Source organism: Pseudomonas sp. 1928-m, assembly GCF_029269135.1.
Taxonomy (GTDB): Bacteria; Pseudomonadota; Gammaproteobacteria; order Pseudomonadales; family Pseudomonadaceae; genus Aquipseudomonas.
Genome location: NZ_JARIXO010000004.1, coordinates 307,893 through 332,641 on the forward strand (window position 1 = coordinate 307,893; position 24,749 = coordinate 332,641).

The window sequence follows — 24,749 nt, forward strand, 5'->3', positions numbered from 1 at the left end:
CTCTCCCATAAATGGGAGAGGGAGCAGGGCATGCATCCATGAACCTCTCCGCGCCCTTTATCCGCCGGCCGGTGGCAACCCTGCTGCTGAGCCTGGCGATTCTGCTGCTCGGCGGCGTCAGCTTCGGCCTGCTGCCGGTGGCGCCGCTGCCGCAGATGGATTTCCCTACGATTACCGTGCAGGCCAGCCTGCCGGGGGCCAGCCCGCAGATCATGGCCTCCAGCGTGGCCACGCCGCTGGAGCGTTCGCTCGGCACCATCGCCGGCATCAGCCAGATGAACAGCCGCAGCAGCCAGGGCAGTACGCGGATCATGCTGCAGTTCGATCTGGACCGCGACATCAACGCCGCCGCCCGCGAGGTGCAGGCGGCGATCAATGCTTCGCGCGAGCTATTGCCCAGCGGCATGCGCAGCATGCCGACCTACCGCAAGGTCAACCCGTCGCAGGCGCCGATCATGGTGCTGTCGCTGACCAGCGACGTGCTCAACAAGGGCCAGTTGTACGACGTGGCTTCGACCATTCTGGCGCAGAAGCTGGCCCAGGTAACCGGCGTTGGTGAAGTGCAGATTGGCGGCAGCTCCTTGCCCGCTGTGCGCGTGGCGCTGGAGCCGCGCCTGCTTGATCAGTACGGCATCGCCCTGGATGAAGTGCGCCAGAGCATCAGCGCAGCCAATGCCAAACGACCGAAAGGCGCGGTGGAAGATGCCGAGCGGCACTGGCAGGTGCAGGCCAGCGATCAGCTGGAAAAAGCCGCCGATTACCTGCCGCTAATCATTCGCTATCAGGACGGCGCGGCCGTGCGCCTGGGCGATGTGGCCAGCGTCACAGATGGCGTTGAGGACCGCTACAACAGCGGCTTCTTCAACGATGAGCAGGCGGTGCTGCTGGTGATCAACCGCCAGACCGGGGCCAATATCATCGAAACCATCGCTGGCATTCGCGAGCAGCTTCCGGCCTTGCGTGCGGTGATTCCCGCCAGTATCGAACTGGAAGTGGCGATGGACCGCTCGCCAGTGATTCGCGCCACCCTGCATGAGGCCGAGCAGACCTTGCTGATCGCCGTGGTGCTGGTGATTCTGGTGGTGTTCGCCTTTCTTGGCCGTTGGCGCGCGGCGCTGATTCCAGCCCTGGCTGTGCCGGTGTCGCTGGTCGGCACCTTTGCGGTGATGTACCTGCTGGATTTCTCCCTGAACAACCTGTCGCTGATGGCGCTGATTATCGCCACCGGTCTGGTGGTGGACGATGCCATAGTCGTTTTGGAAAACATCTCGCGGCATATCGAGGCCGGTGAAACGCCCATGGCGGCGGCGTTCAAGGGCGCGCGCGAGGTGGGCTTCACCTTGCTGGCGATGAACCTGTCGCTGGTCGCGGTGTTTATCTCGATCCTGTTTATGGGCGGCATCGTCGAGCGGCTGTTCCGCGAGTTCTCTATCACCCTGGCGGTGGCCATCGTGATTTCCCTGCTGGTGTCGCTGACCCTGACGCCCATGCTCTGCGCGCGTTGGCTCAAGTCTGAAACCGCCGAGCACCAGCCCAGCGCCATGCAGYGTTGGGGCGGGGCCGTGCAGACGCGCGTGCTGGCGTTTTACGCGCGTGGTCTGGACTGGGCGCTGCGCCATTCGCTGTTGATGTTATTTAGCCTTCTGGCGACCATCGCGCTGAATATCTTCCTGTTTGTCAGCGTGCCGAAGACCTTTATGCCGCAGCAGGACACCGGTCAGCTGGTGGGCATGATCCGTGGCGACAACGGCCTGTCGTTTCAGGTGATGCAGCCGAAGATGGAAATCTTCCGCCGCGCGGTGCTGGCCGCCCCTGCGGTGGACAGTGTGGCCGGGTTTATCGGCGGCAGCGGCGGGATCAACAACGCCTTTATGATCGTGCGCCTCAAGCCGGWCGCCGAGCGCAAGGTCAGCTCCCAGGAGGTGATCAACCGCCTGCGCCATTCGGTGCCGAAAGTGCCCGGCGGGCGGATGTTCCTGATGCCCGACCAAGACCTGCAGATCGGCGGGCGGGAAGGGCGCAGCTCGGAAACCGAATACATGCTGCTGTCGGGTGACCTGGACGAGTTGCGCARGTGGCTGCCACCGGTGCGTGAGGCGCTGCGGGCCTTGCCGGAACTGACCGATATCGACGCCAAGGAAGCCGAAGGCACCCAGCAGATCCGCCTGGTGGTTGATCGCGATATGGCCAAACGCCTGGGCGTGGACATGAACATGATCACCGCCGTGCTGAACAACGCCTTTAGCCAGCGCCAGGTGTCGACCATCTACGACAGCCTGAATCAGTACAGCGTGGTGATGGAGATCAACCCGCAGTTCGCCCAGTACCCGGAAACCCTCGACCAGATTCAGTTGATTAGCGCCGAGGGCGCGCGGGTGCCGCTGTCCAGCTTCGCCCGTTGGGAGCGCAGCCTGGAAGAGGACCGCGTGCACCACCAGGGCCAGTTCGCCGCAGAAAACATCGGCTTTTCCCTGGCCGAAGGCGTCAGCCTGGATCAGGCCAGCCAGGCCATCGACAACGCTATTGCCCGGATCGGTTTGCCCACCGAGGTGCAAGGCATGATGGGCGGCACCGGCGGGGCCTTTAAACAAACCCAGCAGAACCAGCCGTGGATGATCCTGCTGGCTCTGGTGGTGGTGTATATCGTGCTCGGCGTGCTCTACGAGAGCTATATCCACCCGCTGACCATTCTCTCCACCTTGCCCTCGGCCGGCGTCGGCGCGCTGCTGGCGTTGCAGCTGATGAGCATTGAGTTCAGCCTGATTTCGTTGCTCGGGCTGTTTCTGCTGATCGGTATCGTCAAGAAGAACGCCATTCTGATGATCGACCTGGCCCTGCAGCTGGAACGCCAACAACACCTGAGCCCGGAGGAGTCGATCCGCCAGGCCTGCCTGCTGCGTTTCAGGCCGATCATGATGACCACCCTGGCGGCGATTCTCGGCGCATTGCCGCTGATGCTGAGCAGCGCCGAAGGCTCGGAAATGCGCCAGCCGCTGGGCATCACCATCGTTGGCGGGCTGGTGCTGAGCCAATTGCTGACCCTTTACACCACACCGGTGATCTACCTGTATTTCGACCGCCTGCGCCACCGGGTCAACCGCTGGCGCGGTGTGCGCACTGACGCTGCTCTGGAAACCCCGTTATGACCCTGCTGCCAATACCCGTAGGAGCGAGCCGTGCTCGCGAAACCTGTTCTGTTGCGAAGCCATTCGCGGGCATGGCCCGCGCCTACATGGGGCTGCTTACACTCAGCTTATTGTTAGGCGGCTGCGCCATCGGCCCGGATTATCAGCGCCCGCAGCTGCAAACCCCGGCGCAGTTCAAACAGATAGAAGGCTGGACCCAGGCCAAGCCCGGCGATGTACTGGAGCGCGGCAGCTGGTGGCAGCTGTATGGCGATGCTGAGCTGAATGCTCTGGTTGAGCGGTTGAATATCTCTAACCAGAACCTCGCCGCCAGCGAGGCACAGTATCGCCAGGCCCGCGCCTTGGTGCGCGGCGCGCGCGCGGCGTTTTATCCGAGCCTGTCGAGTAGCGCCGGAGCCACCCGCAGCAGTCAGGGCAGCGGTGCCAATAGCAGCAGCACCACGAGCAGCACGGGCGATATCAGCAAGAGCTATAACCTCAGCCTGAATGCCGCCTGGGAGCTGGATATCTGGGGCAAGCTGCGCCGCTCGCTGGAGTCCAGTCGCGCCGGCTTCGAGGCCAGCGCCGCGGATCTCGCCGCGCTAAAACTCAGCCTGCAGGCGGAATTGGTGCAGAACTACCTGCAATTGCGCGTGCTGGATGATCAGCAACGCCTGCTCGATGCCACAGTCGCAGCTTATGCGCGTTCGCTGAAGCTCACGGAAAACCAGTACAACGCCGGCATCGTGCCGAAATCCGATGTCAGCCAGGCCCTGACCCAGCTGAAAAGCACCCAGGCCCAGGCCATTGACCTGAAGTGGCAGCGCGCTCAGCTGGAACATGCGATTGCCGTATTGGTCGGCGTACCGCCCAGCGAGCTCAGCATCGCGCCACGTGAACAACTCCCGGCGTTGCCCGAGATCCCTGTGGCCCYACCATCGCAATTGCTGGAGCGTCGTCCGGATGTGGCCGCCGCCGAGCGCAGGGTGATCGCCGCCAACGCCGAGATCGGCGTCGCCGAAGCCGCCTGGTACCCGGATCTGACCCTCTCCGCCAGCGGCGGCTACCGTGGCAGCAGCTTTGCCGACTGGATTGATCTGCCCAACCGCTTCTGGTCCCTCGGCCCGCAGCTGGCACTGACCCTGTTCGATGGCGGCGCGCGCAGCGCCGAGCTGGAACGCAGCGAAGCAGCCTACGACCAGACCGTGGCGCAATACCGCCAGTCGGTGCTCGACAGCTTCCGTGAGGTGGAGGACTACCTGGTGCAACTGCGCGTACTGCAGCAGGAAGCCGTGATCCAGCAGGAAGCGCTGGACGCCGCCCGTGAATCCCTGCGCCTGATCGAAAACCAGTACCGCGCCGGCACCGTGGACTTCAACAGCGTGGTCAACGTGCAGGCCACGGCGCTGAACAACGAACGCAGCAATCTCAGCCTGCTGGGCAGCCGTTTGACCGCCAGCGTGCAACTGATCGCTGCGCTGGGTGGTGGTTGGCAGGGTGATTTAGAGGTGCAAGAGCAAAAGCAAGAAGACCGCTAAAYAAGCCAAGCGTCAGTACGGACTACCGCCGTATTGACGCTCAAGGCTCAGGGAGTGCTATTCGCGGTTTTTGCGGTTAACCGTTTGCGCGGCTTTGAGGATGTCTGCACCGATGTCGGCTTCAAACTGCTGCCAAACCGGTTGCATGGCGGCGCGCCAGGCCGCACGTTGTTCGTCGCTGAGGCTGATGATCTGGCTGCTGCCCGACGCCTCGATACGCTGACGATCAGCACGATTGGCGGCCTCGGATTGGCGGTTCACCTCAAAACTCACTTCATCGATGATGGCTTCCAGCTCACTGCGGATATGGTGAGGAATGGAAAACCAGAAACGCTGATTACTGACCAGCATGTAGTCGAGCGCACCGTGGTTGGTCTCGGTGATAAACGGCTGCAGGGTGTGCAACTGCTTGGTGTAGATGTTTGACCAGGCATTTTCGGTGCCCTGCACCTTGCCGCTCTGCAGCGCGTCGAAGACTTCGGCAAAAGGCATGGCCAGTGGCGTCGCACCGATCTGATAGAACTGCGCTTCCAGCACGCTGGAGGGCTGAATACGGAACTTCAAACCCGCTGCATCGCTGGGCACGTGCAGCGCTTTGGTTGCCGAGAGCTGCTTCATGCCGTTATGCCAATACGCCAGACCAATGATGTTATGCGCCTCCATGGAGCGCAGCAATTGGCGGCCCTTGGCGCGTTTCTGGAAGCGCGTTACGGCTTCCAGATCATCGAACAGGAAGGGCAGGTCGAAGACTTGCAGTTGTTTGGTGTATTTCTCGAACTTGGCCAGCGACGGCGCCAGCAATTGCACCTCATTGTTAGCCAAAGCCTGCAATTCGTTGTCATCGCCAAATAGGCTGGATGTCGGGTAAACCTCGACGTTGACCTTGCCTGCCAGGCGTTGATCGACCAGCTGTTTGAACAGCAGTGCGCCCTGGCCCTTGGGCGTGTGCTCATCGGCGACATGGGCAAACTTGATCAGGATGGGCTCCTGTTCTTGAGCGTTGCAGAGGTTGAATGCACTGAACAGCAGGGTGCCAACGGCTATAACAGCAATCGACTTGAACATAGGTGAGTCCTTGGTTGAGGCAGGCGAGCAGTCTTGAATAGTCGGGGTTTAAACCCAGGTTAAAGCGTAGCGGCTTTTTGCCGGCATCCCTGGTGATCAACCAGGGATGGGCGAGGGGCTAGTTAGAGCGGCGCGCAGGTTACTGCACTTGGTGAGGACGTGGAGTGCGATGGCGCACGTCTTAACGCTTGTTGCGGTTAACCGTTTGCGCGGCCTTCATCACGTCAGCCCMAATCACGCTTTCGAACTGTTGCCACACCGGCTGCATGGCTTTGCGCCAGGCGTCGCGTTGTTCGTCGCTGAGGGCGGTCACCTGGGTGCCGCTGGCAGCGGCGATGCGGTCGCGGTCGGCCTGGTTGGCGGCTTCGGCCTGGCGGTTCACCTCGTAGGTCACCTCGTCGATGATGCCTTCCAGCTCCATACGGATCTGGTGCGGGATGGCGTACCAGAAGCGTGGGTTGCTCACCAGCATGTAGTCGAGCACGCCGTGGTTGGTCTCGGTGATAAACGGCTGCACGCTGTGCAATTGCTTGCTGTAGATGTTCGACCAGGGGTTTTCTGCGCCCTGCACCTTGCCGCTTTTCAGCGCGTCGAAGACTTCGGCAAATGGCATGACCAAAGGCGTGGCGCCGAGCTGGTTGAACTGCGCTTCAAGCACCGAGGAAGGCTGGATACGGAACTTCAAACCGGCTGCGTCGCCCGGTACCAGTAGCGCCTTGGTGGCCGAAAGCTGCTTCATGCCGTTGTGCCAATAGGCCAGGCCGACGATGTTGTGGTCTTCCATGGAGCGCAGCAGCTGGCGGCCTTTGGCGCGCTTCTGGAAGCGGTTGACAGCATCTAGGTCATCGAACAGAAACGGCAGATCGAACACCTGCAGCTGCTTGGTGTATTTCTCGAACTTGGCCAGCGACGGTGCCAGCAGTTGCACTTCGTTTTTAGCCAAAGCATCGAGTTCGTTGGCATCGCCATACAGCGTGGAGTTGGGGTACACCTCGACTATTACCTTGTTGCCCAGGCGTTCCTCGGCCAGCTTCTTGAACAGCAATGCGCCTTGGCCTTTGGGGGTGTTGTCTGCAACCACGTGGGCAAACTTGATCACGATTGGCCCCTTGTCGGTTGCCGCGYGAAGCGTGGTAGACGCCAGCAGCAGGCTGCCAGCGGCAATAGCGCAGATCGACTTGAACATAGCGGTGTTCCTATTCTTCTTATGTTGTTGTGTTGACGGCGTGCCAGGGTACGTTTCAGCAGGCTGGCTGGTGCGGGCTGTCAGGTTGGCGCGGCAGCACGCTAGGTTGCCGTGCGCAGTGCACCGGCTATATCGCAATGCCTATGCCAGAGTGGCAAAACGGCTGCAGGGCTTGAGCGGCCACAAAGTGGCCGTGATCGAACGCACAGCGGCTGGCGAGAAATCGCCATTTGTGCGCAAAAATCGGCAAAAAACCGCTTATTGAGGGCGTGGGTGGCGTTTTACCGCCACCTGCGGGGGAAGTGCTATCGGCGGATCAGCGGCGTGCAGCGCGCCAGGCAGTAAACAGACACAAAGCCAAGAGTAGGGCGACGCTGAGCAGGGTCCAGTGGGTAAACGACAGACCGAGGATGCTGTAGWCGTTCTGCCCGCACACGCCGGCGCTCATAAATACGCTGGGCAGCCAGTCATGCAGTGGCAGGTAGAAGGCATAGAAGGGGAAGGGCGAACAACTTGAGCTTTCCAGCACGCCGGTTTCGATCAGTACCAGGTGMGTGTTGTCATACACCGCCATACCTGCAGCGGCCAGTAGTAACGGCCAGAGCGGCAAGGTCAGCCAGCGCAGGCCGAGGGCTTCAGCGGCCAGAATCAACAGGCTGACAACGCCACCACAGAGCAGCCACAGGCGAATCTGAATACACAGGGTGCAAGGCTCCCAACCGGCTAGATGCTGCAGCAGCAAGGCACCGCCGAGCATGGCAAAGCAGGCGAGAGCAATCAGGGCGAGCAGAGGCTTGATTGAGGTGGCGCGGGACATCTGAATCTCCGGTAGAGGCGTTCGCATTGACTGAGGCAGATACTCTGCCGAGGCATCAGATGCCCGGCGCGAATTTAAGTTGCAGGCCTGTTTGAGCGATCCAGATACAGGGCTAGCAGCGCAAGGATGATCGCCAGCGAATAGGCAAACAAGCCCAGATTGATGCCCAGGATCATTTTTTCCGAACCATCGGACAACACCATCGAGCCGCCATAGCTGCCGCGCAAGGCATAGGCCAGGAGAAATCCGCCGGTGACGAAGAGGGTCATCAGGCTGCTCAGGCGCAGGTTGGCCCTAAACCACACCAGCCAGAACGAGAATGCGCCAATCGCGCAATTGGTCGCCAGCTGCCAGACCTCATGCAAACGCGCATGCGCCTCCCAGCTTGGGTTAAACACATGCGAGTCGTTCAGCTCGAAGATCGGCACCACCACGGCATAAAACACGATGCCAAGGGTCACCAGCAGTTTGCCAAGCATGGGTAACGCTCCCTGTAGAACGGCATTGGAATTGCGCGAGCATAACGGCGTACCAGGCGTTGAGCAAAAGCCCTGAAGTTTGAAAGCCAGAAGTGCATAGCGGGCAGCATTTCAGCTGGCTAAGGTCTGTCGCACACCCCGGACAAAGGAGCTTGGCGATGAACCCATCCACTGATGCAGCACCCATTGCGTTGCGCGTTCGCGGCATAGCCAGTGCCGAGGCCATGCATATCTGGCAGGGCGGGCTGGATGCCAACGGCCAGTTACCCGTACAACGGCCGGCTGAAGGCCTGGCCAATCCCTGCAGKCACTGCTTGAACCTGATTACCCCCGGCGCGACCAAACTGGTGTTGGCTTACCGGCCCTTTGCGGCGCTACAACCCTATGCCGAAACTGGACCGATCTTTCTGCATCAGCAACCCTGTGAACGGTATGAACAGGCGACATTGCCTGCCTGGTTTGCGTTTCTGGAACCGGCGATTGTGCGTGGCTACGGCAGCGACGACTGGATTCGTTACGACACCGGCCAGGTGGTGCCAGGCAAAGAGCTAACAGCGGTCTGTCAGCAGATTCTTCGCGACCCCAGCGTGGCCTACGTGCATATCCGCTCCAAGTTCAACTGCTTCCAGTGCCGGGTCGAGCGGGCAAGCGAGGGCTAGATCAAACAAGGCGATGCTCGGTGCCGGCGCCGGGTGTGAGGAACAGCAGGGTAGTGGGTTGTGTGGTTCTGGCCGTGTGCCACACACCCTGTGGCACCAGCACGTAGTTGCCAACCATATCCAGCAGTAGCTCGCGCTCGCCGTTTGCTTCTTCAAGCAGTAGCACTGCACTGCCACTTAGTAGCATGACCAGCTCTTCACCAGCCGGGTGGCGTTCCCAACTGGGCCAGTCTGCCGAAAAGCTGAAGGCGGACATCAACCTGCCCTGGTCCAACTCAGGCTTGGCCCCGCCAGCAATATCACTCCAGRACTGTTCGGTGACGGCAACCTGCTGGGTTTTTCCGCCATCTTGAACATGCAGATACGTATGTAGAATTTCCTCGACGCGGCTGGCGGGCATGCTGTGCTCCTTGTCCTGTTCTGGATCAGCGTTTAAGCAACGAAGAGTCCAACTGATTGAAGCACTGCACGATGCGCTCATGGCTGACATCGGCGAACTCCTTTTGCGTCAGGCTCACCAGCACGCTCGGTTTCACGCGGCCGGAGCGCAGTTGACGCTGCATATAAGCCAGTACTTCGGCGTCGCTGGCGGCTGCTGTTTGGCGGGTATCTTCCACGGTTCAAGCGCTCATTTGGGGTGATTTAACGCGGTGTTTTTCGGCGCGAACAGGGCGCAGACACCTGCCACTTTATCAGCTGTTTTACGGCGATGACTCTATAGTCACTGAGTCATATACCCTGACTACTATAAAGGTCATACCCAAATCCTATTGGCTCGTTCGCAGTCCAGCTACCAAGCTGAGTCCACCCCGTTAGGTAAAAACAACAGGAGAGAGACATGTCAAACGATGCGAAATGCCCGTTCTCGGGTGCTGCCGGAACCAACAGTGTGGCTGGCGGCGCACCGAAGAACGCCGACTGGTGGCCTAACCAACTCAGCCTGAAAATTCTCCATCAACATTCCTCCAAGTCCGACCCCATGGGTGCGGGCTTCAATTACGCCGATGAATTCAAAACCCTTGATCTGCATGCCGTCATCAAAGACCTCACGGCATTGATGACCGACTCGCAAGACTGGTGGCCAGCCGACTGGGGGCATTACGGCGGCCTGATGATTCGTATGGCCTGGCACGCTGCAGGCACTTACCGCATCCACGATGGCCGTGGCGGTGCGAGCACCGGTAACCAGCGTTTTGCGCCGCTCAACAGCTGGCCGGATAACGGCAACCTGGACAAGGCCCGTCGCCTGCTCTGGCCGATCAAGCAGAAGTACGGCCGCAAGCTGTCCTGGGCTGACCTGTTCGTTCTGGCCGGTAACGTCGCCCTGGAGTCCATGGGCTTCAAGACCTTCGGTTTTGCCGGCGGCCGTCCGGACATCTGGGAGCCGGAAGAAGACACCTACTGGGGTTCGGAAACCGAGTGGCTGGCCACCAGCGACAAACCGCACAGCCGTTACACCGGCAACCGCGAGCTGGAAAACCCGCTGGCCGCCGTGCAGATGGGCCTGATTTACGTCAACCCGGAAGGCCCGGATGGCAACCCTGATCCGCTGGCGTCGGGCCGCGATGTGCGCGWAACCTTCGCCCGCATGGCCATGAATGATGAAGAAACCGTGGCCCTGGTAGCCGGCGGTCACACCTTCGGTAAAGCCCACGGTGCGGGTGATCCATCACTGGTCGGCCCTGAGCCCGAAGCCGCACCGCTTGAAGAACAGGGCCTGGGCTGGATCAACAAGTTCGGCACAGGCAAAGGCGTGCACACCACCACCAGCGGTATCGAAGGCGCCTGGAAGCCTAACCCCACCACCTGGGATAACGGCTATTTCGACATGCTGTTCGGCTACGAGTGGGAACTGAGCAAAAGCCCGGCCGGTGCCCACCAGTGGACACCGAAGAACGTCAAACCCGAGCACTTGATCCCGGACGCTCACGACCCGGCGAAGAAACACCCGCCGATGATGACCACCGCCGATATGTCGCTGCGTATGGACCCGGCCTACGAGAAGATTTCTCGCCGTTTCCACCAGAACCCGCAGGAATTCGCCGATGCATTCGCCCGCGCCTGGTTCAAGCTGACCCACCGTGACATGGGCCCGCGTGCTCGTTACCTCGGTCCGCTGGTACCTGCCGAAGTGCTGATCTGGCAAGACCCGGTTCCGGCCGTCGACCATGCCCTGGTGGATGCGCAGGACATCGCCAGCCTCAAGGCCAAGGTGCTGGCATCCGGCCTGTCGATTGCGCAACTGGTCAACACGGCCTGGGCGTCAGCCTCCACTTACCGTGGCAGCGACAAACGTGGTGGTGCCAACGGCGCGCGTATTCGTCTGGCGCCGCAAAAGGACTGGGAAGTTAACCAGCCGGCCGAATTGGCCAAGGTGCTGGCAGCGTTGGAAGCCATCCAGAAGGACTTCAACGTCTCGGCCGCCGGCGGCAAGAAAATCTCCCTGGCCGACCTGATTGTTCTCGCCGGCTCCGCAGCGGTGGAAGCCGCGGCGAAGAAGGGCGGTGTGGATGCAGTGGTGCCGTTCGCCCCAGGCCGTACCGACGCCTCGCAGGATCAGACCGATGTCGAATCCTTCGCGGTGCTGGAGCCCAAGGCCGATGGCTTCCGTAACTACGCCCGCAAGGGTTACGAAAACGTTGCTGCCGAGTTGCTGGTCGACAAGGCGCAGCTGCTGGAACTGACCTCGCCGGAGATGACCGTGCTGATCGGCGGTCTGCGCGCGCTGAATGCCAATGCCGGCAAAGCCCAGCATGGGGTGTTCAGCAAGCGCCCGGAAACCCTGAGCAATGACTTCTTCGTCAACCTGCTCGACATGGGTACCAAGTGGCAGAAGTCTGCCAGCGAAGGTGTGCTGGAAGGCCGCGACCGTAAAACTGGCGACCTGAAATGGACCGCCACCCAGGTTGACCTGGTGTTCGGCTCCAACTCGCAGCTGCGCGCTCAGGCTGAGGTTTATGCCACCAGCGATGCACCCGCGAAGTTTGTGCAGGACTTCGTCGCCGCCTGGACCAAAGTGATGAACCTGGATCGCTTCGATCTCAAGTGACCCACTATAGAGGCTTAATAGGCCTCAGATGAAACCACTTCGCCCCGCCATGGTCACTCATGGTGGGGCGAAGTTTTTTATAAGTGCTTGATTAAGTTTGAATTCAGCCAGCGCGGTTAACCTTGCCCCATCTTTTTAAATGCCTTGGGAGTCTCTTTATGTCCAACATCGCCTGCGTACCGCTTAAACAGGTTCCGGCCGCCTTTGCACTTTGCGCCGCTCTGTTCGCCACCGGTGCGATGGCCAACCAGCCGCAGATCTACGGCCTGCACGAGAAGGTTTCGCTGCATGAACTGGCCCTGGAACTGCCCGCCAAACTCGATACCGGCGCTGAAACCGCCTCGCTGAGCGCCAAGAATATTGAAATGTTCAAACGTGATGKCGGCGAGTGGGTGCGCTTTCAGTTGGGTATGGAAAACGCCAAGCAAGCGCAGATCATTGAAAAGCCGCTGGCGCGCATGAGCTATATCAAACGCCGCGCGGATGACCGCAAGCCCGGCGACAAGCAGCTATACAGCGCGCGCCCGGTGATCGAGATGGACATCTGCGTGGGCGATGAGCTGAAGAATATCGAGGTCAACCTGACCGACCGCAGCGCCTTTGAATTTCCGCTGCTGATCGGCTCATCGGCCCTGAAAGAATTCAACGCCGCAGTCAGCCCCGGCGTGCGTTACTCGGCTGGGCAGCCAAGTTGCACCCAGACCAGCTGATGCGCAATTGATCGAATTTTTCGAAGGCCTCGCCAGCTGATCGGGGCATGTGGTGAGCCGCACATGCCCTTGTTTCAGTCAGAGGTTAGGCCGAGAAACCGCCATCAATCATCAAGCTGGCCCCGGTGATGTAACCCGCTTCCGGGCCGGCCAGGTAGGCGACAAAGCCGGCGATTTCTTCTGCCTTGCCGTAACGATCAAGCGCCATAAGGCCTTTCAGATACTCGGCACCTTCGCCATCGGCTGGGTTCATCTCTGTGTCCACCGGGCCGGGCTGTACGTTGTTCACGGTGATGTTGCGTGGGCCCAGGTCGCGGGCCATGCCTTTGGCCAGGCCGACCAGCGCCGACTTGCTCATGGCATATACCGCGCCGCCGGCCACCGGGATGCGGTCGGCGTTGGTGCTGCCGATGTTGATGATGCGCCCGCCGTCGACCATGTGCTTGGCGGCTTCCTGGCTGGCGACGAACACGCTGCGCACGTTGACTGCCAGAGTGTGATCCAGCTGTTCCAGGGTCAGTTCTTCGGTGCTGCCCCAGGCCAGCACACCAGCGTTGTTAACCAGAATATCCAGGCCGCCGAAGTGCTCGACCGCAGCGCGAATGGCCTGTTGCACGGCGGCTGCGTCGGCACTGTCGGCCTTGAGGGCGAGGGCCTTGCCGCCAGCGCTGGTGACTTCGCTGGCCAGGGCATTGGCCCGCTCGGCGGAGGACACATAGGTGAAGGCCACTGCTGCGCCTTCAGCGGCCAGGCGTTTGACGATGGCCGCGCCGATACCGCGCGAACCGCCTTGGATGAAAGCCACTTTGCCTTGCAGTGTTTGGGTAGAGGTCATGCTGTATCTCCATTACAAAAATTAAGTCAGTCGGTCTGACTAAGGTGTGAGCAATCTATTGCAGCGCGCCTGGGACTCGGATTATCGAGCGAAACCGCTCAGCGCGCGATGTTGCGATCAGGAGCGCGGCCCCATGATCTGTTTGAGGACATCGGGATTTGGCGCACCTCGCTGCTGGCGCATCTGGCCGTTTTCGTCCGGGTAGAAAATCGCTGGCGTAGCCGATACGCCCATTTCTGCCATCAGTCCAAGGTTACTGTCGAGCTGCTGCTGGATAGCCGTTGGAATCTTCTTTAGCCCTTGCAGCTGGCTGGCTTTGCCGGCGGACTCATGCTGATGAAGCGCCGCCTGCTGATCCTTGGCACTGAGCAGGGCTGCGGCCTTTTCGACGCTGTCCTGGCGCAGCATGCCAACCATCACGTGGCGGATTTGCACATCACCGGCCTCGACCCAGGGCCGCGCCTGTTTCCAGAACATGTTGCAGTACGGGCAGTTGGGGTCGGAGAACATATAGAGAATGCGCGGCGCCTTGGCGCTGCCATCGGCGATCCAGGTGCTGCGCTCCAGCTTGCCGAGCATTTCCTTGGCCAGCGGCTCGTACACCAGCTTGTCCAGCGGCTGCCGCGAAAGGTCTTCACCCTGGGCATTGAGCAGGCTGCCGACCAGTACGTGCTGGCCATCGCCCGTCAGGTACAGGGCGACACCCTGCCCGTTGTAGCGGGCGGCATAACCCTGGAGGCCACTCGGGGCATCGAAACGCTGGATAATTTCGGCACCGCGCGCCTCAACGGCTTTGATCGGAGCTGGCCAATCCTCTGCATGCAACAAGGGCACGGTCAGCAGGGTTAAGGCTGAAATCATTACGGGGAGATTGATCAGTTTTTTCACGGTTACTGTTCCTTGTTAAATACTTCAAGCGCGCGAGCCAGGCTGGCGCGGGAGAGTTCGCCCAGATGACTACTTACCTGGCGACCTTCGGCGTCGTAGAACAGCGTGCTGGGCAGGGCCATGGAGCCGACGTGCTGGCCCAGGCGGCCGCCGCTGTCGAGTAGTACGTTGTCCAGCCCCAGGGCCTCGGCCTGTAGGTACWGGTTGACCACGGCCTGGCCTTCGCCCTGGTTGACGAACAGGATGGTCAGTTCGGGGTTGTCGCGTTGTGCTTCGGCCAGTACCGGCATTTCGCGGCGGCACGGTGGGCACCAGGTGGCCCAGAGGTTGACCACCAGTGGTTTGCCGACATAATCCTCCAGCGCCACGGTGGCACCGTTACTGTCGCGGAAGGACAGCTCTGGGAGGCGCGTGCCTTGTTCCAGGCCGTGCAGGGTCAGGCTGCCCAGGCCCCAGCTGAGTACGCCGACAGCCAGCGCGCTGACCAGCGAGGTTCTGATAGTTGGCGTGCGCCAGGCCAACCAGGCACCCAGCAGCAGGGCAGCCAACAAACCAGGCCAGGCGATAAAACCGCCGTCACGGATATCCAACACCTGCCAGGGTTGCTCGCGGTAGTGCTCGAAATACACCGCCACGAACGCCACTCGGGCGACCAGCATGGCCACCAGCAGCAAGCGAAACAGCTGTTTCTCGGGGTTTACCGCGCCACGCCGGCCGACGTACCAGCCGGTAAACGTCGCCAGCAGCAGGCTGAGCAGCAACAGCACATGGGCGGTGCTGAGTGCCAGCGGCCCGACATTGATCRTTAACATCAACCACGCTCCTGGGTAGTCGTCCAAATCTGCAGAAATTGCTTGGCATCCACCGCGCCGGTGATGCGCTGCGAGCGGCGTTCCTCACCATTCGGGCCGATCCACAGCAGGGTGGGCGGGCCCATTACGTCAAAGCGGCTGAGCAGCGCGCGGCTTGCCGCGTTGCTCTCGGTCACGTCGGGGCGCAGTACGCGCACGCCCTGCAGGCTGGCCTGCACCTCGGGGTTACCGAACACGGTCTTCTCCATGACTTTGCACGACACACACCAGTCCGCGTAGTAATCCACCAGCACCCATTGGCCCTCGGCCTTGGCAGCGGCCAGCTCAGACTCCAGCGCTGCCGGCTCGTTCAGGTCAATAAAGTGTTGCTCGCTCGGTGCAGCGGCAACAGCGGTGCCGGTGAACACCTTAAGCGGCTGCAGTGGATCGCTGGCACCACCGGCGGCGCCCAACAGCATCGCCATGCCCCAGAGACCCAGTAGTGCGCCAGCGGCCTTGCTCAGGCTGGTGTGCTGCTGCACCTGACGCGCCAGTTGCAGCAGGGCACTGGCCAGCAGAATCAGCAACGCACCCCACAGGCCCAGCCAGACCGACTCGTCCAGCAGCGGACGGATCACCAGCAACGCAGTCACCAGGAACAGGAAACCAAACACCACCTTGACCCGGTCCATCCACGCGCCCGGTTTCGGCAGGAAGCGGTTGCCCAGGGTCACCAGCAATACCAGCGGCGTACCGATACCCAGGCCCAGGGCAAACAACACCAGTCCACCGTGCAGCACGTCGCCACTCTGGGCGATATACAGCAGGGCGGCGGCCAGCGGCGCGGTCATGCACGGGCCGACCAGCAGGCCTGAGAACAGGCCGAGCATGCTGGCACCCATCAGGCTGCCACCTTGCTGCTTGCGTCCGGCATTCTCCAGGCGGTCACGCAGGGCCGCCGGCAGCTGCAACTCGAACAGGCCGAACATCGGCAAGGCCAGCAGTACAAACAGTGCGGCAAAGCTGGCCAGCAACCAGGGTTGCTGCAGCAGGCCTTGCAGGTTGGCGCCCATCAGTGCAGCGACCACCCCTAGCGCGGCATACACCAGCGCCATGCTCACCACATAGGCCGAGGCCAGTGCCAAACCGCGACGCGGCGAGGCACCACTGCCCACCACAATACCGGCGAGGATCGGCAGCATCGGCAAGGAGCAGGGTGCAAAGGCCAACAGCAGGCCCAGGCCGAAGAACACCAGCAGGCTCAAGGCCAGGGTCTGGTTCTGTAGGCCGCCGACCAGGGCCTGGTCTTCAGCCAGGGTGGTGTCCGGCTGGCTTGTCGCAGCACTGCCAGACAGGTCGATCTGTTGGGTCTGCGGTGGATAACAGAGCCCTGCATCGGCGCAGCCTTGCCAGCCAATCTGAATGCTGCCGGTGTTGCCGGCAGGCAGAATCAGCTCAAGGCGGTCGCGATAGATCTGCGAGTCGCCAAAAAACGCATCGCTATACGGCAGCCCAGGTGGCAGCTCGGGTTTAACTCCGGCGGGCAGACCGTTGAATTGCAAGCGGTGCTGGTAGAGGTAGTAGCCGGGGGCAATATCCCAGCGCAGCAGGGTTTCACCATTGGCCTGAGGTTCGACGCTAAGCTCGAACGCCTGCTCGGCGGGGAGAAAGTCCGCCTGCTGGCTGTTACCCGTCAGCAATGGGCTGGTTGAAAAGCTGGAGGCCTGTACCGGCTGCAGTAGCCAGGCCCACATCAGAGAGAACAGTAGAAGCGTGCGCATGCATAACCACGTCTGTGAATGTCGAGGCGCAGAGCATCGCAGTTGGCGGTTAAGTCAGGATTAACGATGTGATAATCGGCGCAAATTGCAGTCGCCGGTTATCATTTCGTGCCTAGCGATAACGTCGGCTTAATCCTGACAACGGATACTTCAATCTCCTCCACGGACTGGTTCCATGTACATATTGCTGACTGAAGACAACGCCCTGATCGCCAGCGGCGTGGTGGCTGGGCTCACCGCCCAGGGCTTTCGCGTGATGCACGCCGCGACTGCGGCCGAGGCTGAGGCGCTGCTGCGCACGGTACAGTTCGACGCCCTGGTGCTGGATCTGGGCCTGCCGGACGAAGACGGTTTAAGTCTATTGCGCCGCCTGCGCCAGCGCGGTGTGACGTTGCCCGTGTTGCTGCTGACGGCCCGTGACTCGGTAGCCGACCGCGTGTCTGGCCTGCAGGACGGCGCCGACGATTACCTGGTCAAACCCTTCGACCTGCGCGAGCTCGCCGCGCGCCTGCATGCCTTGCTGCGTCGCGCTGCCGGACGCGCCATCCCGCAGGTCGAGCATGGCCCATTGCGATACGACCCTGTGGCCTGCCAGGCGTTTTTGCATGAGCAGCCGGTCGACCTGTCGCGCCGCGAGCAGGTGCTGTTGCAGGCGCTGTTGCACAGCCCAGGCCGGGTGCTCAGCGGCGAACAGCTCAAGGATGCGGTCTATGGCCTCGATGGCGAGGTCGAAAGCAACGCCCTCAACGTGCATATCCATCACCTGCGGCGCAAGCTGGGCAACGGCATCGTCGAGACGGTACGCGGCATGGGCTACCGCCTGGGGCCGGCCGGGCATGCAACCACCCCTGACGAGAGCAACGCCCCATGAGTTTGCGTCTGCGCCTGACCCTGATTCTCGGCTCGGCCTTCGTGCTGCTCTGGTCGCTGGCCGCCGTGTGGATGCTGTTCGACCTGCGCAACCAGCTGACCCTCTCGCTCGATCAGCGCTTGGCGTCTTCCGCGCGCATGGTCGCCGGATTGCTCGCCCAGCTGCCGCCACCGCAACAGGGGGAGGGCGGTGCACCGCTCAGCACCGAACAGCTGGGCATTCCCGAAGGCATCGCTTGCCAGATCAGTTCGGTACGTGGCGAGATCCTCGCCAGCAGTCGCGCCGCACCGGACAGCGCCTTGGGCATGGCGGAAACGGGGTTTCATGAACGCACCATTGGTGATCTGACCTGGCGCACCTTCACCCTGGTTGAAGGCGATATGCGGGTGACCACGGCAGACCGACTGGACGAGCGTGACACGCTCAAACGTTCCATTCTGCTGGCCGCCGCCGCCCCAGTGCTGCTGGCCCTGGTCGGCAGTCTGCTGGTGCTCTGGTTTGGCCTTAGCCGTGAGTTGTCGCCTCTGCAGCGCATCCGCCAAGCACTGGCCCAGCGTCGTGCCGACTGCATCGAACCACTGCAAATTGAAGGCCTGCCGCAAGAGCTGCAACCGCTGGTGGCTACCCAGAATCAGCTGTTTCAGCGTATCGCCCAGGCCATCGAGCGTGAACGCCGCCTGACCGACGATGCCGCCCATGAACTGCGCAGCCCACTGACCGCGATCAAGACCCACCTGCAAGTGGCCGGTATGACCGAGGGCGAGACCGCCCGCCAGGCACTGGMCAACGCYGAAGCCGGTGCCGACCGCCTGCATCAGACCCTGGAGCAGTTGTTGCTCCTGGCGCGGGTCGAGGGTCGACTGCCGTTTGACGAGAATCTGCAATACAGCGCCGAGCACGTGGCGCAGATGGCCATCGGCGATGCTCAGCAGCAGGGCCAGCCCATCATCGAACTGCAGCTGCTCGACGCCAGCGCCCAGCGCTTGCTGGATATGCCACCAACCCTGGCGATTGCTGCCTTGCGCAACCTGCTGGACAACGCCCAACGGCATACCCCGCCCGGCACTGCCGTCAGCCTGAGCGTGAAAATGCGTGGGGATAAGGTCTGTTTCAGCGTGCGCGACTCGGGATCAGGCGTCGCTGCGGACAAGCTCGCCCAGCTGACCGAGCGCTTCTGGCGCAACTCCACCGGCGAAGGCAGCGGCCTAGGGCTGTCCATCGTCAAGGCGATTGCCGAACGCTGTGGATGCGAACTTGAGTTTGCCAATACGGGCAATGGGTTCTGCGTGAGCTTGCTGGTCGTTACCCGCGCGGCCGCTGAGGTGTAGTGGGGCGCTATGTGCTTCTGAAACTCCAGACGATTTCCACCACGCGCACAGCCAGGATCAGGTAAAGCAGAAACAGGATGAGCTGCAGCACCACGTGATGGCGCAGTTTGGCCAGGCGCCGCAGGGCGTCGCTGATATTCAGTAGCAGCAGAAGCGCCGACACGATGATCAACCCCCAACCTGCCAGGGTTGAGCCCCAGAGCCCCATAAAGATCTGATGGTTGCCATGCAACGCGTCAGTGCCGGCGGCAAACAGCAGCGCGCAGACCAGCAGGTTTTTGATGTTGTCGAAGATCTTGGCGCTTAAATCTGCATCCAGCAGCGCCAGGTATTTGCTCCAGAGCTTGCGCATAGACGGCACCTGATTAGCAGCAATACAGCGATTAATGACTGGCGTTACGCGGCCTGGGCCAGAACAGGCTGGCCATGCACAAGGCATACAGAACCGCGAACAGCACATAGGCAATTCGCGTTGAAAACAGCTCCGGCGTTTCGCCGGGCAATGGCGAGACGCCCWGACCAAAGAGAATCAGAAAGGTCGTCAGCCCGCCGCCAAACACCTTGCCCGTCACCGCGCCCATCACGGCTCGGCCGGCAAACAGCAGGCTCACCGTCAGCAGGATTAGGATGACCCACAAGAGGCTGGGCCGCAGTTCGATCACGGTAAATGCCAGGGATGCGACAACCCCGCCCAGCAGGTTGATGACGATCAGCGCGGCAGCGGTTCGGCTGCTCATCCCCAGCTCGAACTGGCTGAGCAACGAGGCCACGGTAATCGGTATGACCATCGCCGTGGCCAGGCGCGAGTCGATCAAGCACAGCGCAACCATGCCCAGCAGGATGGCGCCACTGACCATGGCCTGGCGCGTCACGTAGCCCAGCTCCGCGCGCAGCAAAGGCGCAGGGGTTACCGGCGTTGGGCCGAGATCCGGGAATACGGCATGAGCGCCCCAGGCAAGCAGCAGGCCGATGCTGACCGCCTTGGCCAGAACCAAGACAATCGACTCGCCGAGGTCACGCTGGAGGATGTCGAGCAGCGGCACCACAATCGCAATCACCAGCATCAACGCCGGCCCCGCGCCACCCACCCGGCGACCCTGGGCGAAAAAGCAGCTGAAGTAGCACAGCCAGAGCAACGGCAGCAGTACCAACGGCCGCTCACCGAGCAGGCCGGTGAGGAAGATCAGCAGCGCGCCCACGATAAAGATCAGCAACACAGTGCCCAGCCCCTGACGCAAACCGGGCGGGCTGTAGCTGGCCAGCAGAAACTGAGTGGCAAATAACGGCGCGAGAAAGGGCAGCACACTGCCGTTGACCAAGCCCAGGCTGAATCCCAGCGTTACTGCCAGAGCCACACGCAAGCCTTGGCGCTTGGCGCGCGCCAGATCGATTGACGGGGAAGGCGCCGCCAAGGCCTCAGTTGACATAGGTCAGCAGGGCCACAAGCCGCGCGGTAATCACGCCAAACATATTCGCCAGCGGGTTATCGCCGGTGTAAATCACCACCGTAACCTGTGAGCCATAGCSCAGGCCTTTCGGATAAGGCTCCATCACCACCAGGCGCACGGGGAAGCGCTGCGGGTCACGTACCCAGCCGCTCTGGTTGCGTACCGAGGGCAGGGCAGAAGAGCTGCTGCCTTCTGTTGCAACGCCCCAGCCGACACTCTCGACCCGCGCATTGAAAATACGCCCAGGCAACACGTCGAACACCAGCTCGGCCGTATCATCGGTCTGCACGTGTTCCAGGCTGTTTTCTTTAAAGGCTGCGGAAATCCACACGGTRCCGGTGTCGATAAAGGTCAGCGCGGGCTGGCCGGCGCTGACCACCTGGCCAACGGCGAGCTGCAGATTGGTGATCACCCCGTCGGCCGGCGCGGTAATTTCCGTACGCACAAGATCAAGTCGGGCCTTCTCCAGCTGCGCGAGGGCCTGCTTGAACTGCGGGTTATCCGTACCGGTTGGCCCCAGTTCCTGACGGGCACGTTGCAAATCGGCCTGCGCCTTGACCACGGCAGCTTCGGCGGAGTTCAGCGACGCGGTGGCTTCATCCAGACGCGCCCGCGCATAAACGCCGCGTTCAACCAGCTGCATTACCCGGCGCGCTTGCTCGCGCACATTGTCACGCTGGGCGCGGGCAGAAACGAGCTGAGCCTGGGCCGCATCTACCGATGCGGTGTTGGCCCCCAACGACTGGCCTGTTTGCTCAAGGCGCGCCTCGGCTTCGGCAATGGCGATCTTGTAAGGCTGCGGATCAATGCGAAACAGCAGCTGCCCAGCCTCCACCCGCGCATTGTCGAGCACCGCGATTTCCACCACGCGGCCACCCACTTCGGATGCCATCTGCACCACATAACCCTGCACCACCGCCTGCGAGGTGGACGGGGTGCTGCGCTCCATCAGGATGGACAGCACAAACAGCGCGGCGGCAACTGACACCACGATCAACGCAATACGTCGCAGCGGGTTGGTTGGCGGCGCGGATTTATCGACGGCCACCGGCGTCTCGGCCGGTGGTGGGCTGTCAGGCTGCTCTAATGCTTCAGACATAAGGGTTCCCGTAAGGCAGATGGAGCAAGCACCAAGGTTGACTCGGCAGTGCGGGGTAAATCACGCAGCGTCGGGGCCGCTAACCCGTGCGGTGCGAATAAACAACGCACGCAGCTTCTCCCAGAAGTTGCCGCCCAAAACAAAGAAGCTGCCAATCAGCATGGCATCGCCGAGCATCTGCAGCGCCCAGTTATTAGGCCGCAGGCCCGGCGCGATAGCGTCGATATAGGGTTCAAGAAAGGACGAAATCAGCGGCAGACAGAACATCACCAAGCCAATGCGATGGCGCATCGGGCTGATCTCATCCTCAGTGCTCGGCACCATCGAAGACATATAGCCGTAGATATGCTGCTTCAGCTCCTGGAAACCCGCCTTGCCCATGATGGCGATAACCAGCAGCAAGAGAATCTTGTTAAGGATAAACAGCGCCCCCGAAAGCGCAGCCACCTTGGACCCCGGCACATCCGCCGCCGCTGCCAGCGGCACCAGAAGCCACAAAACCGGAATCAAACAGATAATCGCGATACCCAACTTAAACCGCCAATGGGCGGACTTGGGCTGGGCTGTGTTCAGCTCTGTACTCATATGCACGTACCGTCCCTTGCGATTATTGTTTTGGGGTTTTAAAAAACGGCAAAACCATCAGCTAAATATCTAGCACAAAACCAGCGTGGCGCAGCTTTATCAGCCCATGCCTGCTCGACACCCGCACGCTGCTGGCTTGGTGAACATTTCTTAAGGGGGGCGCTTGTTTTTAACGTGAAAAACCGAGGCTTGGCATTGGGCTGACGCTACTGAGGAATTGATCGAGGGCTGCTAGACAGTGCGGCGGCAAAGACGTAGGTTCTGGTTGGTGTTGAGTTGTGTCGGTTTGGCATTTGGCAATTTTTTGGATTGCTCAAACGGGTAGTGCTAGTCCGGGACTTTATACGACATCCTATGGGGTGTTATGCGACGGGAACGTCGTCTAATTATAGTTAGGCAACATCATGAAAACCACAGTGTATCGCCAAGCCTGCTGCTCACAAGATGATCAGCTAGGGCCATTGGAAGCCGAATTTAACATTGGTGCGAATACAACTATTTCTTCATTTATCCAAGATGTAGTTAAATCAAACTTTCTTCAGTTTTCGTCAAGCCACAACCGCATAACTGGCGAGATTGACGGCAAGGAAATTGTTGTGGTCTTCAGCCAGCACTTTACCAATAACAGGGAGCCAGAGTTTAAAGTGTCACCCAGCACGCCAGCTATTGATTTGCTAAACGACAAACAAATTTCTTTCTACTTTCGCCATATTTAATGCTCACTATTACTGTTCAATTCCGCCTAACAATAGGTTCAAATCGTTCGCTTCGCTCACTGGGACGGGCTAAAGCCCGCCCCTTAACCAAACGTTAGAAGGCCAAAGAAAGTATGGTGCAAAAGTACGAAACTCTAGACGATCTTTGGTGCGAATGGCCGGAAGCCACAACTGCAATCATGAAGCACGTCAAAGAAAACGAACCACTCGAATCCAAGTATGGGTGGAACTACGAAAGTGGCTCCGTCATCCCATACCACCGCAACGGTTATTCTGTTGTTATTACCCACACCGGTTACGACACCAAAGAAAAAAGCACTGTACAACTCAGCACTCAGGCTGAAGTTAGCGAAAACAATGAAATATCAGTAACAGCATCGCGGCGTTGCGTAAGCTAGAAAACAACCGCGTGTTGGCTTCTAACAATTGGTTCAAACCGTTCGCTGCGCTCACTGGGACGGGCTAAAGCCCGCCCCTTAACCAAACGTTAGAGCAAAATCGAGACACCATGCTGGCTACCTTATATATTGTAACAAGCTACCTATATGGACTCATCAGCGGTCTAGCGCTTGTGGCACTTATGAAGAAAAATCAGTCACACACGTCCAACATTAAAAAATGGCTTATATATATCGCAACTAGCTTTTCGCTAATATTATTTGCAGGCGTGCTTGGCGAGATTAATACAAAAGAAAGACCGGAAAACACATTGATAGCTTCAAGTATTTTTATTGTTTTGATTGGTTTTTTGTGCGGCTTAATGTTTAAAAAGCTCAATAACAAAAACATGCTCTAACAATAGGTTCAAATCGTTCGCTTCGCTCACTGGGACGGGCTAAAGCCCGCCCCTTAACCAAACGTTAGGTGCATATTCAAAATGCGGGATCGCAAAAAAATTGTGGATATGGTCAGAGATACTGCTGATAGATTTGGCCCGTCCAACCCGCAAGAAATTAAAAAGCTTATCTCCTATTGCCAAAAAGCGCCTGAGCGCAATGTGTATTTCGCACTATTTTCTTTCTTTTACGACCCATCCCTGCAGGTAAACAAATTTCAACGACAACAAGTTGCCGGAACATTGCTATTTGAACTGGCGCCCGCATCAGCCCTTGAGCTGGAGGGCTCAATTTATGCAGCAGCAAAAATTTGGGATTACAGCATTGAAGAACTACCATGGTATTGGTGCAAAGCGTTTGGCACAAACGTTGTAGTTAATTTCCTAAACGATCTACTGCCGGACATAGAAGATAAAGAAACTATAAAAAGCATTCAAACAATGTTGTTTTGGTGCAGTGGTTTTGAGCAGCAATGCACCTAACAACTGGTTCAAACCGTTCGCTTCGCTCACTGGGACGGGCTAAAGCCCGCCCCTTAACCAAACGTTAGAGCTACAAAGCACGAGGTCACAATGGAACTAAAGGATTTTGTCAGAGCAACCCTTGAACAGATAGTTGAAGGAGTTTATCAGGCTCAAGAAAGCATTGATGCCAAAGGTGGCATAGTCAATCCGGCAGGCATGGATTATTTCAAAGATGGACAGCGGAGCATTTATCATCATGCAATGCCGCAGCAAGTAGAATTTGATGTCGGCCTAACTTCAACTGATAAATCGGGTTCAAGTGAAGGAATTGGAGTGTTTCTAGGGAGTATATCCTTGGGCAAAAGAAACAACTCTGATTCTGAAAGCGTGGCCGTAACAAAGGTTAAGTTTAGTGTTCCGATTGTGCTGCCAGCCGGCAAAAAACTGGTTAAAAAATAGCCTAGCCCGCTCTAGCAAGT

General features: G+C 59.8%; 26 protein-coding genes. 12 read left to right on the plus strand and 14 right to left on the minus strand.

Translation table 11 applies throughout. From position 1 onward, the window contains the following. Positions 1-38 precede the first annotated feature (38 nt). Both P3C18_RS15200 and P3C18_RS15205 read left to right on the plus strand, forming a co-directional pair. Positions 39-3,146, plus strand: a complete 3,108-nt coding sequence (locus P3C18_RS15200) for a multidrug efflux RND transporter permease subunit (protein ID WP_275962683.1) — start codon at positions 39-41, stop codon at positions 3,144-3,146. A 71-nt stretch (positions 3,147-3,217) separates the two neighbouring features. Beyond that, positions 3,218-4,663, plus strand: coding sequence for an efflux transporter outer membrane subunit (locus tag P3C18_RS15205; protein WP_275962684.1), 1,446 nt, complete (start codon positions 3,218-3,220; stop codon positions 4,661-4,663). Between the two features lie 57 nt (positions 4,664-4,720). On the opposite strand, the gene P3C18_RS15210 is transcribed toward P3C18_RS15205, so the two are convergent. The 4 genes from P3C18_RS15210 to P3C18_RS15225 all read right to left on the minus strand — a co-directional run bounded on the left by P3C18_RS15210 (position 4,721) and on the right by P3C18_RS15225 (position 8,210). Further along, positions 4,721-5,728: a DctP family TRAP transporter solute-binding subunit gene (locus P3C18_RS15210; protein WP_275962685.1), complete on the minus strand. Its 1,008-nt coding sequence runs from the start codon at positions 5,726-5,728 to the stop codon at positions 4,721-4,723. Positions 5,729-5,909: 181 nt separating this feature from the next. After that, on the minus strand, positions 5,910-6,914 hold the full coding sequence (locus tag P3C18_RS15215; protein ID WP_275962686.1) for a TRAP transporter substrate-binding protein: 1,005 nt from the start codon (positions 6,912-6,914) through the stop codon (positions 5,910-5,912). 316 nt (positions 6,915-7,230) lie between these two features. Next, positions 7,231-7,731, minus strand: a complete 501-nt coding sequence (locus P3C18_RS15220) for a disulfide bond formation protein B (RefSeq protein ID WP_275962687.1) — start codon at positions 7,729-7,731, stop codon at positions 7,231-7,233. A 74-nt stretch (positions 7,732-7,805) separates the two neighbouring features. After that, the gene (locus P3C18_RS15225; protein ID WP_275962689.1) at positions 7,806-8,210 is read right to left on the minus strand and encodes a hypothetical protein; all 405 of its coding nucleotides are present in this window, start codon (positions 8,208-8,210) and stop codon (positions 7,806-7,808) included. Positions 8,211-8,368: 158 nt separating this feature from the next. Between P3C18_RS15225 and P3C18_RS15230 the strand changes: the two genes are divergently transcribed. Beyond that, positions 8,369-8,869 carry a DUF1203 domain-containing protein gene (locus P3C18_RS15230; RefSeq protein WP_275962690.1) on the plus strand — a complete coding sequence of 167 codons (501 nt, stop codon included), beginning with the start codon at positions 8,369-8,371 and terminating at the stop codon, positions 8,867-8,869. 1 nt (position 8,870) lies between these two features. Here P3C18_RS15230 and P3C18_RS15235 read toward each other — a convergent pair whose 3' ends face one another. Next, complete coding sequence (locus P3C18_RS15235) at positions 8,871-9,269, minus strand: cupin domain-containing protein (RefSeq protein ID WP_275962691.1); 399 nt, start codon at positions 9,267-9,269, stop codon at positions 8,871-8,873. Between the two features lie 25 nt (positions 9,270-9,294). Next, positions 9,295-9,486 (minus strand): hypothetical protein, encoded by a 192-nt coding sequence (locus P3C18_RS15240; RefSeq protein WP_275962692.1) that lies wholly within the window; start codon positions 9,484-9,486, stop codon positions 9,295-9,297. Positions 9,487-9,707: 221 nt separating this feature from the next. On the opposite strand from P3C18_RS15240, the gene katG reads away from it, so the two are divergent. Together katG and P3C18_RS15250 are read left to right on the plus strand one after the other, a co-directional pair. Next, positions 9,708-11,918, plus strand: a complete 2,211-nt coding sequence (gene katG, locus P3C18_RS15245) for a catalase/peroxidase HPI (protein ID WP_275962693.1) — start codon at positions 9,708-9,710, stop codon at positions 11,916-11,918. 158 nt (positions 11,919-12,076) lie between these two features. Beyond that, on the plus strand, positions 12,077-12,628 hold the full coding sequence (locus tag P3C18_RS15250; protein ID WP_275962694.1) for an ATP-dependent zinc protease: 552 nt from the start codon (positions 12,077-12,079) through the stop codon (positions 12,626-12,628). Positions 12,629-12,713: 85 nt separating this feature from the next. Here the strand turns inward: P3C18_RS15250 and P3C18_RS15255 are convergent, their stop codons facing one another. The 4 genes from P3C18_RS15255 to dsbD form a co-directional block, all read right to left on the minus strand. Then, the gene (locus P3C18_RS15255; RefSeq protein ID WP_275962695.1) at positions 12,714-13,463 is read right to left on the minus strand and encodes a 3-oxoacyl-ACP reductase family protein; all 750 of its coding nucleotides are present in this window, start codon (positions 13,461-13,463) and stop codon (positions 12,714-12,716) included. 117 nt (positions 13,464-13,580) lie between these two features. Beyond that, a complete protein-coding gene (gene dsbG / locus P3C18_RS15260; RefSeq protein WP_275962726.1) occupies positions 13,581-14,324 on the minus strand; it encodes a thiol:disulfide interchange protein DsbG in 744 nt (247 codons plus the stop codon). Positions 14,325-14,353: 29 nt separating this feature from the next. Next, positions 14,354-15,163, minus strand: coding sequence for a TlpA disulfide reductase family protein (locus tag P3C18_RS15265; protein WP_275962696.1), 810 nt, complete (start codon positions 15,161-15,163; stop codon positions 14,354-14,356). After that, positions 15,163-16,923, minus strand: a complete 1,761-nt coding sequence (gene dsbD, locus P3C18_RS15270) for a protein-disulfide reductase DsbD (RefSeq protein ID WP_275962697.1) — start codon at positions 16,921-16,923, stop codon at positions 15,163-15,165. Before dsbD ends, P3C18_RS15265 begins: the two co-directional genes overlap by 1 nt. Positions 16,924-17,098: 175 nt before the next feature. On the opposite strand from dsbD, the gene P3C18_RS15275 reads away from it, so the two are divergent. Then, positions 17,099-17,794, plus strand: coding sequence for a response regulator transcription factor (locus P3C18_RS15275; protein WP_275962699.1), 696 nt, complete (start codon positions 17,099-17,101; stop codon positions 17,792-17,794). Beyond that, positions 17,791-19,122: a sensor histidine kinase gene (locus tag P3C18_RS15280; protein WP_275962700.1), complete on the plus strand. Its 1,332-nt coding sequence runs from the start codon at positions 17,791-17,793 to the stop codon at positions 19,120-19,122. The genes P3C18_RS15275 and P3C18_RS15280 overlap by 4 nt, the downstream gene beginning before the upstream one ends. Before the next feature lie 7 nt (positions 19,123-19,129). On the opposite strand, the gene P3C18_RS15285 is transcribed toward P3C18_RS15280, so the two are convergent. The 4 genes from P3C18_RS15285 to P3C18_RS15300 are packed head-to-tail and all read right to left on the minus strand — an operon-like array spanning position 19,130 to position 22,254. Beyond that, positions 19,130-19,474 carry a hypothetical protein gene (locus P3C18_RS15285; protein WP_275962701.1) on the minus strand — a complete coding sequence of 115 codons (345 nt, stop codon included), beginning with the start codon at positions 19,472-19,474 and terminating at the stop codon, positions 19,130-19,132. Positions 19,475-19,505: 31 nt separating this feature from the next. Then, positions 19,506-20,549, minus strand: a complete 1,044-nt coding sequence (locus P3C18_RS15290) for a hypothetical protein (RefSeq protein ID WP_275962702.1) — start codon at positions 20,547-20,549, stop codon at positions 19,506-19,508. Further along, positions 20,539-21,669 (minus strand): HlyD family secretion protein, encoded by a 1,131-nt coding sequence (locus tag P3C18_RS15295; RefSeq protein ID WP_275962703.1) that lies wholly within the window; start codon positions 21,667-21,669, stop codon positions 20,539-20,541. Before P3C18_RS15295 ends, P3C18_RS15290 begins: the two co-directional genes overlap by 11 nt. 60 nt (positions 21,670-21,729) lie before the next feature. Continuing rightward, positions 21,730-22,254, minus strand: coding sequence for a transporter suffix domain-containing protein (locus tag P3C18_RS15300; protein ID WP_275962704.1), 525 nt, complete (start codon positions 22,252-22,254; stop codon positions 21,730-21,732). A gap of 404 nt (positions 22,255-22,658) precedes the next feature. Between P3C18_RS15300 and P3C18_RS15305 the strand changes: the two genes are divergently transcribed. The 5 genes from P3C18_RS15305 to P3C18_RS15325 all read left to right on the plus strand — a co-directional run bounded on the left by P3C18_RS15305 (position 22,659) and on the right by P3C18_RS15325 (position 24,729). Beyond that, positions 22,659-22,970, plus strand: a complete 312-nt coding sequence (locus P3C18_RS15305; RefSeq protein ID WP_275962705.1) for a hypothetical protein — start codon at positions 22,659-22,661, stop codon at positions 22,968-22,970. Between the two features lie 116 nt (positions 22,971-23,086). Continuing rightward, the gene (locus P3C18_RS15310; RefSeq protein ID WP_275962706.1) at positions 23,087-23,368 is read left to right on the plus strand and encodes a hypothetical protein; all 282 of its coding nucleotides are present in this window, start codon (positions 23,087-23,089) and stop codon (positions 23,366-23,368) included. A gap of 110 nt (positions 23,369-23,478) precedes the next feature. Further along, the gene (locus tag P3C18_RS15315; protein ID WP_275962707.1) at positions 23,479-23,766 is read left to right on the plus strand and encodes a hypothetical protein; all 288 of its coding nucleotides are present in this window, start codon (positions 23,479-23,481) and stop codon (positions 23,764-23,766) included. Between the two features lie 81 nt (positions 23,767-23,847). Further along, positions 23,848-24,288 (plus strand): hypothetical protein, encoded by a 441-nt coding sequence (locus tag P3C18_RS15320; protein WP_275962708.1) that lies wholly within the window; start codon positions 23,848-23,850, stop codon positions 24,286-24,288. 90 nt (positions 24,289-24,378) lie between these two features. Then, the gene (locus P3C18_RS15325; RefSeq protein ID WP_275962709.1) at positions 24,379-24,729 is read left to right on the plus strand and encodes a hypothetical protein; all 351 of its coding nucleotides are present in this window, start codon (positions 24,379-24,381) and stop codon (positions 24,727-24,729) included. Positions 24,730-24,749: the final 20 nt, after the last annotated feature.